The organism is Streptomyces sp. NPDC051740 (assembly GCF_044453165.1).
GTDB lineage: Bacteria > Actinomycetota > Actinomycetes > Streptomycetales > Streptomycetaceae > Streptomyces > Streptomyces atrovirens.
The window spans coordinates 103,652-118,647 of record NZ_JBITCL010000004.1; the positions used below are offsets into that span (position 1 = coordinate 103,652).

A 14,996-nucleotide genomic window follows, 5' to 3' on the forward strand; every position below is an offset into this window, starting at 1 on the left:
GGTGTCAGGACCCCTCTTCCGGGCCGCCGGAGCGGTCGTACTGGACCGGGCAGGACATGTAGACGGCGCCGTCGCCGTAATCCCCGTGGAGCTCGGCCTCCGGCTCGGGCCGGTAGCCGTGACCGGCCCAGAAGCCCGCCGTCCCGCCGACGGCGACCAGCGAGATCCGTTCGTACGACGACCGCCGGGCGACCACCGTGAGATGCCGCAGCAGTCTGCTGCCCAGCCCCCTGCCGCGCAGATCGTCCGCGATCACGAGGTCGTGCAGATGCAGATTGCGGGAGTCGTACGCCCGCTCCTCCGGCCGGGTCAGGTCCGGGTACCGCAGCCGCGGGTAGGGCAGGGCGAGCACATAGCCGGCGACACGGTCACCGGTCTCCAGGACGAAGCAGGTCTCCGGGGAGGCCCGGCCCCGGGAGCGGAGCGCCTCGACGCCCTCGGACAGCGAGACCGGCGCGTACACCCCGGCCTCCAGCGCGGCGATCCGCGGCCAGTCGTCCTCGGCGACCGCGCGGACGCGCACCTCCGGGGTGTCACCGCCCACGCAGACGCGGGGGAGCGGGCCGAAGCCGTTGAAGCCCTCGGTCATGTAGCTGGCGGCGTACGCGCCCGCCGACAGCACCCAGACCGGGTCGCCCGACGCGACCGCCCTCGGCACCCGCACCCGGCTGTGCTCGTGGGCGTAGGCGTCGTCACTGTCGCAGGTGGGACCCGCGACCACGACCGGCACCAGGTCGGCGTCGGCCCCGTCCGGGTGGGACGGGAAGACGAGCGGGTACCGCACCTGGTCCATCTCGTACAGGCCGTTGAACTTCCCGCAGCTCAGATACAGCCAGTGCTCCCGCTCCCCGTCCGGCCCGCGGCGGGAGGTCAGCCGGGAGACCTGGGCCCGGACCGCTCCGTGGTCGGCCACCAGGTGGCGTCCCGGTTCGATGAGGAAGGCCAGGGGGCGGGGGGAGAGGGACGTCAGCCGCTCCATGCCCTCACGGAGCACGGCGAAGATCTTGTCCAGCGGGGGGTCGAGCCGCTCACCCCGGCGGTCGGCGTAGCCGAGCGCCGGCAGACCGCCGCCGAGGTTGACGTGGTCCGGCACGATCCCGCGGCCGTGCAGCGCCGCGAGCACCTCGGCGAGGGCGGCGAACGCCTGCTGCCACGCCTCGGCGGTCATCTGCTGCGACCCGACGTGCACCGAGAGACCGGCGGGGACCAGCCCCGCGTCCCGCGCCGCCGCCAGCACCCGTACGGCGTCGTCCGCCGAGCACCCGAACTTCCGGCTCAGCCCCCACAGCGCACCCTCGCCGCTGGTCGCCAGCCGGCAGAACACCCGCGCGCCCGGCGCGTGTCCGGCCAGCGCCGCCACGTCCTCCACACTGTCCGTGGCGAAGTCCCGCACACCGGTCCGGTACACCTGAGCGATGTCCCGGTCGGACTTGACGGTGTTGCCGTAGTGGACCCGGTGCGCGGGCACGCCCGTCGCCAGCGCCCGGACGATCTCCCGGGGGCTCGCCGCGTCGAAACCGGCACCCCGGCCGGCCAGACAGGCCAGGACCTCCTCCACGGGACACGCCTTCATCGCGAACCGCACGTCCACGCCGGGCAGTTCGGCGGTCAGCGCGTCGTACCGGGCGGCGATCCCGTCCAGGTCGTAGACGAGCGCGTCCTCGGTGGCGGCCGCGAGGGCGGCACGCAGGGCCGCGGTCACCGGAGAGCGCCCCGGCTCGCGTGCACGAGGGCCTCCCAGGCACCGATCAGCAGCACGAAGTCCTCGGTGTCGAGCGCGGCCTCGTCCAGCAGACGCTCCCGGTCGGCCGTCATGCCGCGCGCGAACTCGGCGTACTTCCCGCCCAGTCGCCCGTACGCCGCCGCGACCGTGTCCAGCCGCCGCTCGTTCTCCGTACGGTCCAGCCGCACGCTCTCGGCGAGGAACGCGGCGAACGGCGCCGGGTCGAGCCGCCCGCTCTCGTCCAGCAGCGCGGCGCCCGCGTCGGCCATCCGCTCGTAGACGTAGTGCAGGTACAGCATCGACAGCAGGAACTTCACGAACCGCGTCTGGTACGCCAGGAAGCCGGCGTGGGTGCGGCGCTCCCCGGTGTAGTGGTTCTCGATGTGCCGGTTGTGCAGGACACCGGGCAGCGCGGCGTCGTACACGGCGTGGATGAGGAAGTAGTCGCTGCCGATGGTCGCGGTGGCGGGCGGCAGCGGCAGCCGTTCGTACACGTCCCGGTCGAAGGCGATGTTGGACATGTCGACGTGCATCGGGTCGACCAGCGTCAGCGTCGAGTGGTCGCCCGTGAAGGGCAGCGTCCCGGCGCCCTTGAAGGACTCCTCGACCAGTTCCCGCTTCTGCTCGGCGGACCAGTGGCCGGGCGCCCACAGGGCGACGACCTCCTCGTACACCTCCTTGTCGAGCTCCCGGATCCCGCCGATGTCGACGGAGAGCTCCCCGATGAAGGAGGCGCCCACCATGGAGACGGGCCGGTCGGCGGCGGCGGGGTCGAGCGTCACCTCCGACACGCCGGCGAAGGCGTCACGGGCGCGCTTGCCCAGGGAGGTCAGCTCGTGGTGGATCGGGTGGACGGGCCTGCCGTCGAAGACCTGGTAGCCGCAGTCGGAGTCGCGCCGGTGCAGCGAACGGCAGTCCAGCGCCGCCGCGATGAGGAACGCCCGGTTGGTGCAGGCGCCGTACGAGAGCGCGTCCGGGAGCATGAGGCCGAGGATCCGCTCCGGCTCCGGGAGCGCGGCCCGGTCGACGGCGCCCCGCAGGAAGTCCCGCTGGGCGGACTCGTCGAGGTGGTGCACGACGACGCCCGCGGCCTCGGGGAGCGCGGCGACCGTCCGGGCATGGGCTTCGCGGGTCCGCTCGTCGGAGGAGTCGAGGATCAGCAGGTGCACCTCGACGTCGAAGTGCCGGGCGGCGTACGAGGCCTCCCCGCCGATGGCGGTGATGGCCGCGGAGCACTCCCGGTCGGTGGGGAGGCTCAGGCATATCCGGTGCATGTCGGCTTCCTCGCTCATCGCGTCGACTCGTGCCAGGAGTCGAGCCCCAGCAACTTCCTTCCCAGGCCGTTGAGTTCGGCGGGCCCGTAGCGCAGGGACTCGTGCTTCACGGCGTCGCCCAGCAGGGTCGCGTTCCACTCCGGGGTGCTGAGCGTGCGCCAGGACTCCACCCGTGAGCGGCGCAGCTCCTCGTGCTCCTCCAGGGCGGGCATCATCGACAGGTACTGCACCGCGCGCACCCCGTCGGCCGAGGTGTTGGGCGCCACGCCGTGCGCCAGCATCCCGTTGAAGATCAGCAGGTCACCGGCCTTGAGTCGGGGCCGTACGACGGGGAACTCGGTGCGGTCGGCACCCGGACGGATCGGGTCCCGGTCGGCGGGCTGTGCGACCTTCCACTCCTCGAACCGGCGGAAGAGCTCCGGGGAGCACTGGAAGCCGCCCTGGTCCGGTTCCGTGTCGGTGAGCGCGATGATGCCCTGCACCCGCTGCGGCGGCACGCTCGCCGTGGTGTCCACGTCCCAGTGCAGCTCGATGTCGAACCCCTCGTCCGTGGGGTCGATGAGGGAACGCGAACGGTTCCGCACATTGGGCGGGTTGAGGTTGAGCCGGTCCAGGGTGACCCACAGCTCCTCGCAGTCCCACACGTCCACGAACGCGTCGTGGACCCGCTGTGCCTGCCGGCTGTCCCAGATCAGCTGGTGCTGGTACGCCTCGACGAAGCCGTAGACGAACAGGTCACGGTCGAGGTCCGAGCGGAAGGCGCGCTCCTCGTACCAGGTCTCGGGGCGCTGCGGGTCGAGGCCCTGGAACTCCCAGGCGAACTCCAGCAGCAGCTTGGCGGCGTCGGGGGAGATCGCCTCCGGCACCACCACGTGGCCGTGGTTCTGCCAGGACGCGAACTGTTCCTCCGAGAGCACCCGCAGCGGCAGGTCCTTGGTCAGGTGCCGCAGCTGCGTCCCGGCGAGGTAGGTCTCGCCGTCGGCGCTGAAGTAGGGGCGCTCGGAAGCGGCTCGGTGCAAGAAGCGGTGGTGCGTCGTCATGCGGTACTCCGGAGATCGGGATCACTCACGGCATGCGGACAGGAGGAAGGCGGGAGTCGGCGGAAAGCCGGTGCCGCGAGGGCCCGGCGCTTCCCACGGGAACCTCGGTGGCCGCGATGTACGGCAAGCGCGCCGGCCGGCCGCGGCAGGCGTCCGGGATCACTTGTGTGACATCGATGTCGCCCTGTGCACCGGGCGTGCCGCCGATTGGTTCAGACCACTGGGATGGTGGACTGGACCAATGGGACCTGTCAAGGAACGCCCTTTCGTCACGGCGTCGCAACTGCCGGGGAGACAAGCGGTGTTGAGGGTGAACCGCCTGGTCAGGGTCCCGGACGCGTCAGCGTCGCCGTGAACTTGTAGCGCGAGCCCCGGTACACCGAGCGGACCCACTCGACCGGTGTTCCCGTCTCGTCCCGCGAGTGGCGGGACAGCAGCAGCATCGGCAGGCCCACGTCCGTGGCGAGCAGCCCCGCCTCCCGCGGTGTCGCCGGGCAGGTCTCGATGGTCTCGTCGGCCTCCGCCGGCCGTACTCCGTACACCTCGGCGAGGGTGGTGTAGAGCGAGGTGTAGCGGGACAGGTTGCGGCGCAGCCGGGGGAAGCGCCGGTCGGACAGGTGGGTCGCCTCGATCGCCATGGGCTCCCCGCCGGCCAGCCGCAGCCGCTCGATGCGCAGCACCCTGTCCCCCGGATCCACCTCCAGCAGGACCGCCAGTTCCGCGTCGGCGGCGATGTACCCGATGTCCAGCACCTGCGAGGTGGGGCTCAGTCCCTGCGCCCGCATGTCCTCGGTGTACGAGGTGAGCTGGAGCGTCCGGTAGACCTTCGGGCGGGCGACGAACGTGCCCTTGCCCTGGATCCGGTCGAGCCGGCCCTCGCCGACCAGCTCCTGCAGGGCCTTGCGGATCGTGGTGCGGGAGGTGCGGAACTCGACGGCGAGCAGGCGCTCGGCCGGCATCGGGGCGCCCGGGGCGCGCTCGTCGGTCATCTGCAGTAACCGCTGCTTGATGCGGTAGTACTTCGGTACGCGCCCGATACGGCCCGGCGCCCCCGTGTCGGCCTGGGCGCTGCTGACGTCCGTGCTCATGACCTGCCTTCCGGCTGCGGTGTCCGGCGCGCGGACGGCAGGTGCCGACCGCGGTGCACGTCGGCGGACGGCCGGGTTCGGCGCCGCACGCTCGGCGATCCCGTTATAACGGTGCGTTCTCGCTTTGGTCTAGTCCAAGCGTCATCCCGCCCCTCTTTGGGTGGAGTTCTGCGCTCCGTCAGGGGCGCCGGAGCCGTTATCCAGGCGTGAGTCCACGACCCTTGACAGGGCCATAGGTCTAGGCCAAGCTCCCCTTGCTGGTCTAAACCATTTAGAGGAAGCCGGGTCCCAGCCCGCCGAGCTGTTGCGCCGCTGTGGGGGTCACCGCCGAGGGCGTGGGTGAGCAAGGCATTCCTGAGGAGGGGTGGCGCGTGAAGCGCAAGCTGATAGCCGCGATCGGGGTCGCGGGCATGCTGTTCTCCGTCGCGGCGTGCGGCGGCGACGACGGTGACGGCGACAAGAAGGCCGGCGCGGACGGTTACGCCGGCGAGACGCTCACCGTGTGGGTGATGGACGGCTCCTCGCCCGACGACTGGCAGGCGGACCTCGCCAAGGAGTTCGAGGCGAAGACCAAGGCCAAGGTCGAGTTCGAGAACCAGCAGTGGAACGGCATCCAGCAGAAGCTGACCACCGCCCTGTCCGAGGAGAACCCGCCGGACGTCTTCGAGATCGGCAACACCCAGACCCCGGCCTACGCCAAGACCGGCGGCCTCGCCGACCTGGGCGACCTCAAGACCGAGATCGGCGCCGACTGGACCGACTCCCTCAACAACTCGTCCGTCTTCGAGGGCAAGCAGTACGCGGTGCCGTGGTACTTCGCCAACCGCGTCGTCGTCTACAACAAGAAGGTCTGGGCGGACGCGGGGCTGAAGGACACCCCCAAGACCCGCGACGAGTTCTACGACGCCCTCAAGACGGTCGGTGAGAAGACCGACGCCGAACCGATCTACCTGCCGGGCCAGAACTGGTACCACTTCGTCGGCCTGGTGATCGGCGAGGGCGGCGAGCTGGTCAAGAAGGACGGCGACACGTACGTCTCCAACCTCGCCGACCCGAAGGTCGCCGCCGCCACGGAGACCTACAAGAAGTTCCAGGCGCTGTCCGAGGCCCCCAAGGACAAGGACGAGGCCACCCCGCAGCAGGCCGAGATCTTCGCCAAGGGCAAGACCGGCTCGTTCATCGGCATGGGCTGGGAAGCCGCCACCGCGATCAAGGCCAACCCGAAGATCGAGCAGGACATCGGCTACTTCACCATCCCCGGCGCCACGGCCGACAAGCCCGAGGGCGTCTTCCTCGGCGGCTCCAACCTCGCCGTCGCCGCGGGCAGCCAGAAGCAGGAGCTCGCCAAGGAGTTCCTGAAGATCGCCCTCTCCGACAAGTTCGAGGGCGCGCTCGCCAAGGCCAACGGCGTCATCCCCAACAAGGAGTCGCTGCAGAGCAACCTCGAGGGCAACGCCCCCGCCGAGGCCGCCGCGCCGGCCGCCGCCGTCGGCGGCACCACGCCGCTGATCCCCGAGTGGGCCGCCGTCGAGAACGACCCCAACCCGATCAAGACGTACCTGACCGCCGTCCTGAACGGAAAGTCCCCGGCCGATGCCGCCCAGCAGGTCGAGGGCGAGTTCAACAAGCGCCTGGCGCAGCAGCAGTAGGCGCGCGAGCGCACGGATGGGGGCGGGGGCCGGTCACTCGCCGGCCCCCGCCCCGGCGTCGAGTACGTCGAGAAGAGAGATCGCGAGCATGACCGTGCAGACCGAACGGCCGCCCTCCGGCCCGGCGGACGTCCGCAAGGCGGACGACACAGGACCCGGCGGGCAGAAACCGCGAGCCGCGTCGCGCGCCGGCGCGCTCGCCCCGTACCTGTTGCTGCTGCCCGCCGTCGCGGCCACCGTGCTGCTGCTCGGCTGGCCGCTGCTGAAGGACCTGCTGCTGTCCTTCCAGAACCTCAACATGGCGCAGCTCATCCAGCACGTCACCGAATGGAACGGCGTCGACAACTACAAAGAGGTCCTCACCGGCGAGGACTTCTGGCGGGTCACCCTCCGTTCGATCCTGTTCACGGCGGCCAACGTCGTCCTGATCATGGTCCTGGGTACGCTGACCGGCCTGCTGCTCGCCCGCCTCGGCAAGCGGATGCGGTTCACCCTGCTGCTCGGCCTGGTGCTGGCCTGGGCGATGCCCGTCGTGGCCGCCACCACCGTCTACCAGTGGCTGTTCGCCCAGCGCTTCGGCGTCGTCAACTGGGTCCTGGACAAGCTCGGCTGGCACTCCATGGCCGACTACAGCTGGACCAGCAGCCAGATGTCGACGTTCTTCGTCGTCACCCTGCTGATCGTGTGGATGTCCATCCCGTTCGTCGCGATCAACCTCTACGCGGCGACCACCACCATCCCGAAGGAGCTCTACGAGGCCGCGTCCCTCGACGGCGCCGGCGCCTGGCGGAGCTTCACCACGGTCACCATGCCGTTCCTGCGGCCGTTCCTCTACGCGACGACGTTCCTGGAGGTCATCTGGGTCTTCAAGGCGTTCGTCCAGGTCTTCACCTTCAACGGCGGCGGCCCCGACCGGCTCACCGAGATCCTGCCCGTCTACGCCTACGTCGAGGGCGTCGGCAACCAGCACTACGGCATGGGCGCGGCGATCGCCGTCCTGACCATCCTGATCCTGCTCGGCCTGACCGCCTACTACCTCAGGATCGTGCTCAAGCAAGAGGAGGACGAGCTGTGAAGCGCTCGCTCTTCGGCCGCCTGTGGCCCAACGTCACGGCCGTCGTCCTGTTCATCGGCTTCGTCTTCCCCGTGTACTGGATGTTCGCCACGGCGTTCAAACCGACCGGCGACATCATCTCGGAGAACCCGGTCTGGTTCCCGACCGACGTCACCTTCGAGCACTTCGAGACCGCGATCGGCGTCGACAACTTCTGGACCTTCGTCGGCAACTCGCTGATCGTCACCGTCCTCGCGGTCGTCTTCTCGCTGATCATCGCCCTGGCCACGTCCTTCACCCTGGTGCGGATGCGGTTCAAGGGGCGGCGCGGCTTCGTCATCGGCTTCATGCTCGCCCAGATGGCGCCCTGGGAGGTCATGGTCATCGCGATCTACATGATCGTGCGGGACGCCTCGATGCTGAACAGCCTGGTGCCGCTCACGGCCTTCTACATGATGATGATCCTGCCCTTCACCATCCTGACGCTGCGCGGCTTCGTCGCCGCCGTGCCGAAGGAGCTGGAGGAGGCGGCGATGGTCGACGGCTGCAGCCGTTTCACCGCGTTCCGCCGGGTCATCCTGCCGCTGCTCGCGCCGGGCCTGATGTCCACCTCGATGTTCGGCTTCATCACCGCCTGGAACGAGTTCCCGCTCGTGCTGGTGCTCAACAAGGAGGCCGAGGCGCAGACCCTGCCCCTGTGGCTGTCCAGCTTCCAGACCGTCTTCGGCGACGACTGGGGAGCGACCATGGCCGCCTCCTCCCTGTTCGCCATCCCGATCCTGATCCTCTTCGTCTACCTGCAGCGCAGGGCCGTCAGCGGCCTCACCGCGGGCGCCGTGAAGGGATAAAGCCATCCGATGACGACATTCACCACCGGCACCGACACCCTCACCCGGGACGCGCTCGCCGTACTGCAGCCGGGCTTCGCCGGCACCACCGCGCCCGACTGGGTGCGCCGGCGACTGGCCGAGGGCCTCGCCTCCGTCGCCCTCTTCGGCCGCAACGTCACCACCGCCGAGCAGGTCACCGCCCTCACCGCGCAGCTGCGCGCCGAACGGGACGACCTGCTGGTCGCCATCGACGAGGAGAGCGGCGACGTCACCCGCCTGGAGGTCCGCACCGGCTCCTCCTTCCCCGGCAACCACGCGCTCGGCGCCGTCGACGACACCGGTCTGACCCGGGGCGTCGCCCGCGAACTGGGCCGCCGGCTCGCCGAGTGCGGGGTCAACTTCAACTGGGCGCCGTCCGCCGACGTCAACGCCAACCCCGACAACCCGGTGATCGGCGTGCGCTCCTTCGGCGGCGACACCGCCCTGGTCGCCCGGCACACCGCCGCCTACGTCGAGGGCCTGCAGTCCACCGGCGTCGCCGCCTGCACCAAGCACTTCCCCGGCCACGGCGACACCAGCGTCGACTCCCACCACGCGATCCCGCACATCGACCTCGACGCCACCACGCTCCACGAACGGGAACTCCAGCCGTTCCGGGCGGCCATCGCGGCCGGCACCCGCGCCGTCATGAGCGCCCACATCCGCGTCCCGGTCCTCGACCCCGACCGCCCGGCCACGCTCTCCCGCCGCATCCTCACCGACCTGCTGCGCGGCGAACTCGGCTACGACGGCCTGATCGTCACCGACGGCATGGAGATGCGCGCCATCTCCGGCACCTACGGCCTCGAACACGGAGTCGTCCTCGCCATCGCCGCCGGCGCCGACGCGATCTGCGTGGGCGGCGGGCTGTGCGACGAGGGCACCGTGCAGAGCCTCCAGGACGCGCTGGTGGGCGCCGTACGCTCCGGCGAACTCCCCGAGGAGCGGCTCGCCGACGCCGCCGCCCGGGTGCGCGCCCTGGCCGACTGGACCGCGGGCGTACGACGCTCCCCGGCCGCGGCCGTCGCACCCGAGCCGGAGATCGGCCTCACGGCGGCCCGCCGCGCGGTCACCGTCACCCGCGCCGGCGGCCCCGCCCCGGTCACCGGGCCGGTGTACGTGGCCACCTTCAACCCGGCCCCGAACATCGCCGTGGGCGACGAGACGCCGTGGGGCGTCGGCGCGGAGCTGGAACGGCTGCTGCCGGGCACCACCACCGGCGGCTTCACCGGCCCCGACGCCGGCGAGCAGGCGCTGAAGGCGGCGGCCGGCCGGCGCGTCGTCGCCGTGGTCCGCGACGAGCACCGGCACCCGTGGATGCGCACGGCCCTGGACATCCTGCTCGCCGCCGAACCGTCCACCGTGGTCGTGGAGATGGGCGTACCGCAGTCGCCGCCGCGCGGCGCGGCGCACATCGCCACCCACGGCGCGGCCCGCGTCTGCGGTGTGGCGGCGGCGGAGGCGGTGATGGCGGGCTGACCCGCCGTCACGGTCGGACCTACGGGTAGATCTTCCGCCCCTCGGCGAGCATGGCGACGAACTTCTCGATCCGGGCCGCCCGGGTCTGGGGCCGCTTGGCCTCCTGGATCCGGTGGAGGATCGCGTACCGGTTGCGGCTGTCGAGGGTGCCGAAGAAGTCACCGGCTCCGGGTACCGCGTCCAGCGCGGCCCGCAGGTCGTCGGGGACGGTCGCCGTGCTCTGGCTCGCGTACGCGGCCTCCCAGCGGCCGTCCGCCCGCGCCCGCTCCACCTCGCGCAGCCCGGACGGCCGCATACGCCCCTGCTCGATGAGATCGAGGGCCTTCTGCCGGTTGACCGCCGACCAGCGGCTGCGCGCCCGCCGCGGGGTGAACCGCTGGAGCCAGTGGGTGTCGTCCAGCCCCTTCTTGTGCCCGTCGATCCAGCCGTAGCACAGCGCCGACTCCAGGGCGGTCGCGTAGTCGACCCCGGTGATCCCGGACCCCTTCTTCGGAATCCTCAGCCACACCCCGTCGACGTCCCCCTGATGCTCCTCCAGCCACGCCTCCCAGTCCCCTTGCGCCTCGAACGCGACGACGGGTCCCACCACACCATCCACTTCACCAGCCATGCGCCCATGCAACCGGCCCGAACGGGTTCGGGTCAACGCGGGCGCACGGCACGGCAGTCGGGCGGCGAGGCCGGGCGGATCCAACCCACTCATGAGGGCTCCCTCCGCGAGCGGCGCGGTGTTCGACGGCGCGCCGGATGTCCCACGGGTATCGGGGGCAAGCGTCACGTTGTGCGAGCACCGCGATGGCTGACCGTGTCGTTATTGGGCCGAACGGGTGACCATGAGTAAGAATTGCCCGATGCAGACAGCCAGCGCGACAGGGGACGGAGCATGCCGGTGAACAGCCACGATGTCACCGACGAACAGTGGGAGGGGCTCGCCCAGGTCGTTCCGCTGCGGGGCCGCGACGCGTGGCCGTCCGCGGTGGGCCACCGCGCGCTGCCCGAGGCCCCGACGGAGGCGCGCCGCCGCTTCGTCGTCCTGCGCGTGAACGTGTTCGCGGACGCCCGCGACGTGGCCGAGACACTGATGTCCGGGATACCGGTCCTGCTCGACCTGACCGGCGCGGAGACCGAGACCGCCAAGCGGGTCCTGGACTTCAGCACGGGCGTCGTCTTCGGCCTGGCCAGCGGCATGCACCGGGTCGACCGCAACGTCTTCCTGCTGACCCCGGCCGGCACGGAGGTCACGGGGCTGATGGAGGGGGCGGGGGTGCCGGGGGTGTGAGCGGCGCGGACACCCGCTCGCCCGATCGTGGGAAGGCCCGTCCAGCGGAACGGTTCGCCCCGCACCGGACCCCTTAGCGTCCCGCACATGACCACCCCTGCCTCCCCACCCGCCCCGGACACCACCCCGCCACCCACGCCTTCGGCCTCCGGCGGACGCCCCCGACTGCCACGGGTCACCGAACTGCGGTTGTCCGCCTTCGCAGGCCACCGCGGTGTCGGCCTTCCCCTGGGGGCACTCACCCTGCTCGCCGGGCCCAGCGGAAGCGGCAAGACCAGCGCGCTGCGGGCGTACGAGGCGCTCGCCCGGCTCGGCGGCGGGGCCGAACTGGGGGAGACGTTCCCGGAACCCGGCGCCTGCGTGCCGGAGCGGGCCCGCGCCGACGCCCAGCGCCGCCGCGGCTTCCGCATCGGCTGCACGGCCGACGGCCCCGAGGGGCCGGTCCGGCTGGAGGTCGCCGTACAGGCCGAACCCGGGCTGCGGATCGTGGGGGAGCGGCTGACGGCGAACGGGGTGGTCCTCCTGGAGACCGCCCTGCGCGACCCCGGCCGGCGCACCGTACAGGCCGCCTGGCACACGGCCGGGGCGACCCCGGTGACCCGCGCCCCGCTGCCGGACGACCGGCTCGGCACCGCACTGCTGCCGCTGCGCGTCGCCGGCAAGACCTCCGGACAGCGCAGGGTGCTCGCCGCCGCCGAGCAGATGGTGGTCGCCCTGCGGTCCGTCTTCCCCTGCGACCCCCGCCCCGAACGGATGCGGAACCCCGTCCCGACCGGCACCGGGCGGCTGCTCGGCGGCTGCGACAACCTCGCCGACGTCCTGTGGCGCACCCGCGCCGAGTGCGGACGCCGGCACGCCCTCCTCGTGGAGGCGGTGCGCGCCGGATGCGCCGGGCCGGTCACCGACCTGCTCGCCGAGCCGTACGACACCGGCCGCCTGGTCCGCGCCCTCCTCGACCGGGGCGACGGCACCCGTACCGACCTGCGCCGCCTCGGCGACGGCGAGCTGCGGTACGCCGCCCTCGCCCTGGTGCTGCTCACCGGCCCCGGTGTGCTGGAGGTCGACGCGCCCGGCGAGGTCCCGGCCGCGCTCCAGACCCTCACGGTCCTCGCCGACGGGCTGGACCGGGCGCTCGATCCGGGACAGCGGGGCGAACTGCTGCGCCTGGCGGCGCGGATGTGCGAGCGCGGGCACATCCGGCTGGCCGGCACGGTGAGCGACGCCACCTGGGCGGCGGGGGTGAGCGGGGTGACGGTGGTACACCTGGACCGTGACTGATCCGTACGACCTCGCGGGGCTCCGGCACCGGCTCGCCGAGTTCGCCGCCGCGCGGAACTGGCAGCCGTACCACACCCCGAAGAACCTCGCCGCCGCGCTCAGCGTGGAGGCCTCCGAACTCCTGGAGATCTTCCAGTGGCTGACGCCCGAGGAGTCCGCCCGCGTCATGGCCGACCCGGAGACCGCGCACCGCGTGAACGACGAGGTCGCCGATGTCCTCGCGTATCTGCTCCAGTTCTGCGAGGTACTGGGTGTCGATCCGCTGGCCGCGCTGGCGGCGAAGATCGACCGCAACGAGCGCAGGTTCCCGAAGGGAGAGGTGCCCGGTCACTCCCTGTAAGTGAAAAGTGGGCCCTGTTCGATTCGTTGTCCGCAGATTTCGGTCTTCCTCTGGCTTTTTGTCTCACGCGCCCTCACTCTGGGTAGTGAACAGGGGAGTTCAACGGATGCGGGCGCGTGGGCAGCGCGTCGGACAGACGGGGGCAGCGCATGGACGCTGTGCGGCTCATCGTGACAAGCAGGCGCGCCCTGGCCGCGAGCGGCGGCGTACGGGAGTCGCTGACCGAGGTGTGGCAGGCGCAGGCCCTGGCGCAGGCGACGGGGAGCCGCCTCGCCGTCGTCGGCCCGCCCGAACTGCGGGGCGAAGCACTGGGGCTGGTCGAACTGGCGGGCCGCGGCTGCGGAGTGCTGGGCACGCCGGAACTCGCCCCGGGCGAACTGCGCGCGGCACAGCTCACCGAGCTGGGCGAGCCCCGCCCGGTCCTGATGCACCTCGGCGGCCTGCTCGGCGAGGTCGGCATCGCCCTGGTGGGCCTCGCCTGCTCCGCGGACGACGAGGCGGCGTACTGGCGGTGCATGGAGGCCATCGACGCGGCGGACGAGTCCCGCGACCGGGTCCAGGAAATGCTCCGCAAACTGGCAGACCGCGACGAGTCCCTACCGGAACGGGAGGCCGGCTGACGCACGCCCCCGCTCCCGCGGGCAGTCGTGCCGCAGGGCGGCACGGGTGGGCTGGGGGTACCCCCTCTGGGGGAGGCACCCCGCAAACGCCGGGCTGCGCGAACGCCCCCCGCTCCACACCCACGCCGGGGCACCCCGCAAACGCGCGCCGGGCCGCACACCCCCCGGCCCACACCCACGCCGGGGCACCCCGCAAACGCGCGCCGGGCCGCACACCCCCCGGCCCACACCCACGCCGGGGCACCCCGCAAACGCCGGCTCCCGCCCGCAACCGTGCAGGATGGAGCCATGGATCTTCGCATCTTCACCGAGCCCCAGCAGGGCGCCACCTACGACACCCTCCTCACCGTCGCCAAGGCCACGGAAGCCCTCGGCTTCGACGCCTTCTTCCGCTCGGACCACTACCTCAGCATGGGCTCCGCCGACGGCCTGCCCGGCCCCACCGACGCCTGGATCACCCTCGCCGGCCTCGCCCGCGAGACCAACCGCATCCGGCTCGGCACCCTGATGACCGCCGCCACCTTCCGCCTCCCCGGCGTGCTCGCCATCCAGGTCGCCCAGGTCGACCAGATGTCCGGCGGCCGTGTCGAACTCGGCCTGGGCGCGGGCTGGTTCGAGGAGGAGCACAAGGCGTACGGCATCCCCTTCCCGAAGGAGAAGTTCGCCCGCCTCGAAGAGCAGCTGGAGATCGTCACCGGCCTGTGGGCCACCGAGACCGGCCGGACCTTCGACCACCACGGCACCCACTACGACCTCACCAAGTCCCCCGCGCTCCCCAAGCCGGCCCAGTCCAAGGTGCCGGTCCTCATCGGCGGCCACGGCGCGACCCGCACCCCGCGCCTGGCGGCCCGGTTCGCGGACGAGTTCAACATGCCCTTCGCCGGCATCGAGGACACCGTGCGCCAGTTCGACCGGGTCCGCGACGCCGCCCGGGAGGCCGGCCGCGACCCGGGCGACCTCGTCTACTCCAACGCCCTCGTCGTCTGCGTCGGCAAGGACGACCAGGAGGTCGCCCGCCGCGCCGCCGCGATCGGCCGCGAGGTCGACGAACTCAGGACCAACGGCCTGGCGGGCTCCCCGGCCGAGGTCGTCGACAAGATCGGCCGCTACGCCGAGACCGGCTCCAGCCGCATCTACCTCCAGGTCCTCGACCTGCACGACCTCGACCACCTGGAACTGATCTCCGCCCAGGTCCAGTCCCAGCTGTCGTAGACACGAGCTCCACGGGAACCGGGGCCGTCCGTACGGAACGGGCGGCCCCGCCGCATCCGCCCGTAAATTCCCGGAGCATCCCCGACCGTTC

14 protein-coding genes and 1 pseudogene are annotated in these 14,996 nt (G+C 71.7%); 9 read left to right on the top strand and 6 right to left on the bottom strand.

What is annotated here, in order from left to right:
• Window positions 1-4: 4 nt before the first annotated feature.
• The 5 genes and pseudogenes from ACIA6T_RS08515 to ACIA6T_RS08535 form a co-directional block, all read right to left on the bottom strand.
• Window positions 5-544 (bottom strand): GNAT family N-acetyltransferase, encoded by a 540-nt coding sequence (locus ACIA6T_RS08515; protein WP_399446061.1) that lies wholly within the window; start codon window positions 542-544, stop codon window positions 5-7.
• Window positions 539-1,741 (bottom strand): annotated as a pseudogene (locus tag ACIA6T_RS08520) (type III PLP-dependent enzyme); the annotation flags it as partial. The gene ACIA6T_RS08515 and the pseudogene ACIA6T_RS08520, both read right to left, overlap by 6 nt.
• Window positions 1,699-3,015, bottom strand: a complete 1,317-nt coding sequence (locus ACIA6T_RS08525) for a DUF6271 family protein (RefSeq protein ID WP_399445797.1) — start codon at window positions 3,013-3,015, stop codon at window positions 1,699-1,701. The gene ACIA6T_RS08525 and the pseudogene ACIA6T_RS08520, both read right to left, overlap by 43 nt.
• Window positions 3,012-4,037 carry a phytanoyl-CoA dioxygenase family protein gene (locus ACIA6T_RS08530; protein ID WP_399445798.1) on the bottom strand — a complete coding sequence of 342 codons (1,026 nt, stop codon included), beginning with the start codon at window positions 4,035-4,037 and terminating at the stop codon, window positions 3,012-3,014. The genes ACIA6T_RS08525 and ACIA6T_RS08530 overlap by 4 nt, the downstream gene beginning before the upstream one ends.
• Window positions 4,038-4,360: 323 nt before the next feature.
• Window positions 4,361-5,125 (bottom strand): GntR family transcriptional regulator, encoded by a 765-nt coding sequence (locus tag ACIA6T_RS08535; protein WP_399445799.1) that lies wholly within the window; start codon window positions 5,123-5,125, stop codon window positions 4,361-4,363.
• Window positions 5,126-5,496: 371 nt separating this feature from the next.
• On the opposite strand from ACIA6T_RS08535, the gene ACIA6T_RS08540 reads away from it, so the two are divergent.
• From ACIA6T_RS08540 to ACIA6T_RS08555, 4 genes are all read left to right on the top strand, one after another.
• Window positions 5,497-6,774, top strand: a complete 1,278-nt coding sequence (locus tag ACIA6T_RS08540) for an extracellular solute-binding protein (RefSeq protein WP_399445800.1) — start codon at window positions 5,497-5,499, stop codon at window positions 6,772-6,774.
• Between the two features lie 88 nt (window positions 6,775-6,862).
• Window positions 6,863-7,849 (top strand): carbohydrate ABC transporter permease, encoded by a 987-nt coding sequence (locus tag ACIA6T_RS08545; protein ID WP_399445801.1) that lies wholly within the window; start codon window positions 6,863-6,865, stop codon window positions 7,847-7,849.
• Window positions 7,846-8,676 (top strand): carbohydrate ABC transporter permease, encoded by an 831-nt coding sequence (locus ACIA6T_RS08550; protein WP_399445802.1) that lies wholly within the window; start codon window positions 7,846-7,848, stop codon window positions 8,674-8,676. Before ACIA6T_RS08545 ends, ACIA6T_RS08550 begins: the two co-directional genes overlap by 4 nt.
• A 9-nt stretch (window positions 8,677-8,685) precedes the next feature.
• Window positions 8,686-10,176, top strand: a complete 1,491-nt coding sequence (locus ACIA6T_RS08555) for a glycoside hydrolase family 3 protein (RefSeq protein ID WP_399445803.1) — start codon at window positions 8,686-8,688, stop codon at window positions 10,174-10,176.
• Window positions 10,177-10,195: 19 nt separating this feature from the next.
• On the opposite strand, the gene ACIA6T_RS08560 is transcribed toward ACIA6T_RS08555, so the two are convergent.
• Window positions 10,196-10,786 (bottom strand): YdeI family protein, encoded by a 591-nt coding sequence (locus ACIA6T_RS08560; protein ID WP_399445804.1) that lies wholly within the window; start codon window positions 10,784-10,786, stop codon window positions 10,196-10,198.
• A gap of 273 nt (window positions 10,787-11,059) precedes the next feature.
• Here ACIA6T_RS08560 and ACIA6T_RS08565 point away from each other — a divergent pair, with 273 nt between their 5' ends.
• The 5 genes from ACIA6T_RS08565 to ACIA6T_RS08585 all read left to right on the top strand — a co-directional run bounded on the left by ACIA6T_RS08565 (window position 11,060) and on the right by ACIA6T_RS08585 (window position 14,905).
• Window positions 11,060-11,455, top strand: a complete 396-nt coding sequence (locus tag ACIA6T_RS08565; protein WP_399445805.1) for a cell division protein SepF — start codon at window positions 11,060-11,062, stop codon at window positions 11,453-11,455.
• A gap of 87 nt (window positions 11,456-11,542) precedes the next feature.
• Window positions 11,543-12,733, top strand: coding sequence for an ATP-binding protein (locus tag ACIA6T_RS08570; protein WP_399445806.1), 1,191 nt, complete (start codon window positions 11,543-11,545; stop codon window positions 12,731-12,733).
• Window positions 12,726-13,073 carry a nucleotide pyrophosphohydrolase gene (locus ACIA6T_RS08575; protein ID WP_399445807.1) on the top strand — a complete coding sequence of 116 codons (348 nt, stop codon included), beginning with the start codon at window positions 12,726-12,728 and terminating at the stop codon, window positions 13,071-13,073. Before ACIA6T_RS08570 ends, ACIA6T_RS08575 begins: the two co-directional genes overlap by 8 nt.
• Before the next feature lie 149 nt (window positions 13,074-13,222).
• Complete coding sequence (locus ACIA6T_RS08580; protein WP_399445808.1) at window positions 13,223-13,693, top strand: DUF6099 family protein; 471 nt, start codon at window positions 13,223-13,225, stop codon at window positions 13,691-13,693.
• A gap of 288 nt (window positions 13,694-13,981) precedes the next feature.
• Complete coding sequence (locus ACIA6T_RS08585; RefSeq protein ID WP_399445809.1) at window positions 13,982-14,905, top strand: LLM class F420-dependent oxidoreductase; 924 nt, start codon at window positions 13,982-13,984, stop codon at window positions 14,903-14,905.
• The last annotated feature ends 91 nt before the right edge of the window (window positions 14,906-14,996 follow it).

Coding starts and splice junctions, on each gene's coding strand:
- ACIA6T_RS08535 (WP_399445799.1), bottom strand. CDS start 5,125: ATGAGCACGGACGTCAGCAGCGCCCAGGCCGACACGGGGGCGCCGGGC.
- ACIA6T_RS08565 (WP_399445805.1), top strand. CDS start 11,060: ATGCCGGTGAACAGCCACGATGTCACCGACGAACAGTGGGAGGGGCTC.
- ACIA6T_RS08525 (WP_399445797.1), bottom strand. CDS start 3,015: ATGAGCGAGGAAGCCGACATGCACCGGATATGCCTGAGCCTCCCCACC.
- ACIA6T_RS08545 (WP_399445801.1), top strand. CDS start 6,863: ATGACCGTGCAGACCGAACGGCCGCCCTCCGGCCCGGCGGACGTCCGC.
- ACIA6T_RS08530 (WP_399445798.1), bottom strand. CDS start 4,037: ATGACGACGCACCACCGCTTCTTGCACCGAGCCGCTTCCGAGCGCCCC.
- ACIA6T_RS08570 (WP_399445806.1), top strand. CDS start 11,543: ATGACCACCCCTGCCTCCCCACCCGCCCCGGACACCACCCCGCCACCC.
- ACIA6T_RS08560 (WP_399445804.1), bottom strand. CDS start 10,786: ATGGCTGGTGAAGTGGATGGTGTGGTGGGACCCGTCGTCGCGTTCGAG.
- ACIA6T_RS08555 (WP_399445803.1), top strand. CDS start 8,686: ATGACGACATTCACCACCGGCACCGACACCCTCACCCGGGACGCGCTC.
- ACIA6T_RS08580 (WP_399445808.1), top strand. CDS start 13,223: ATGGACGCTGTGCGGCTCATCGTGACAAGCAGGCGCGCCCTGGCCGCG.
- ACIA6T_RS08585 (WP_399445809.1), top strand. CDS start 13,982: ATGGATCTTCGCATCTTCACCGAGCCCCAGCAGGGCGCCACCTACGAC.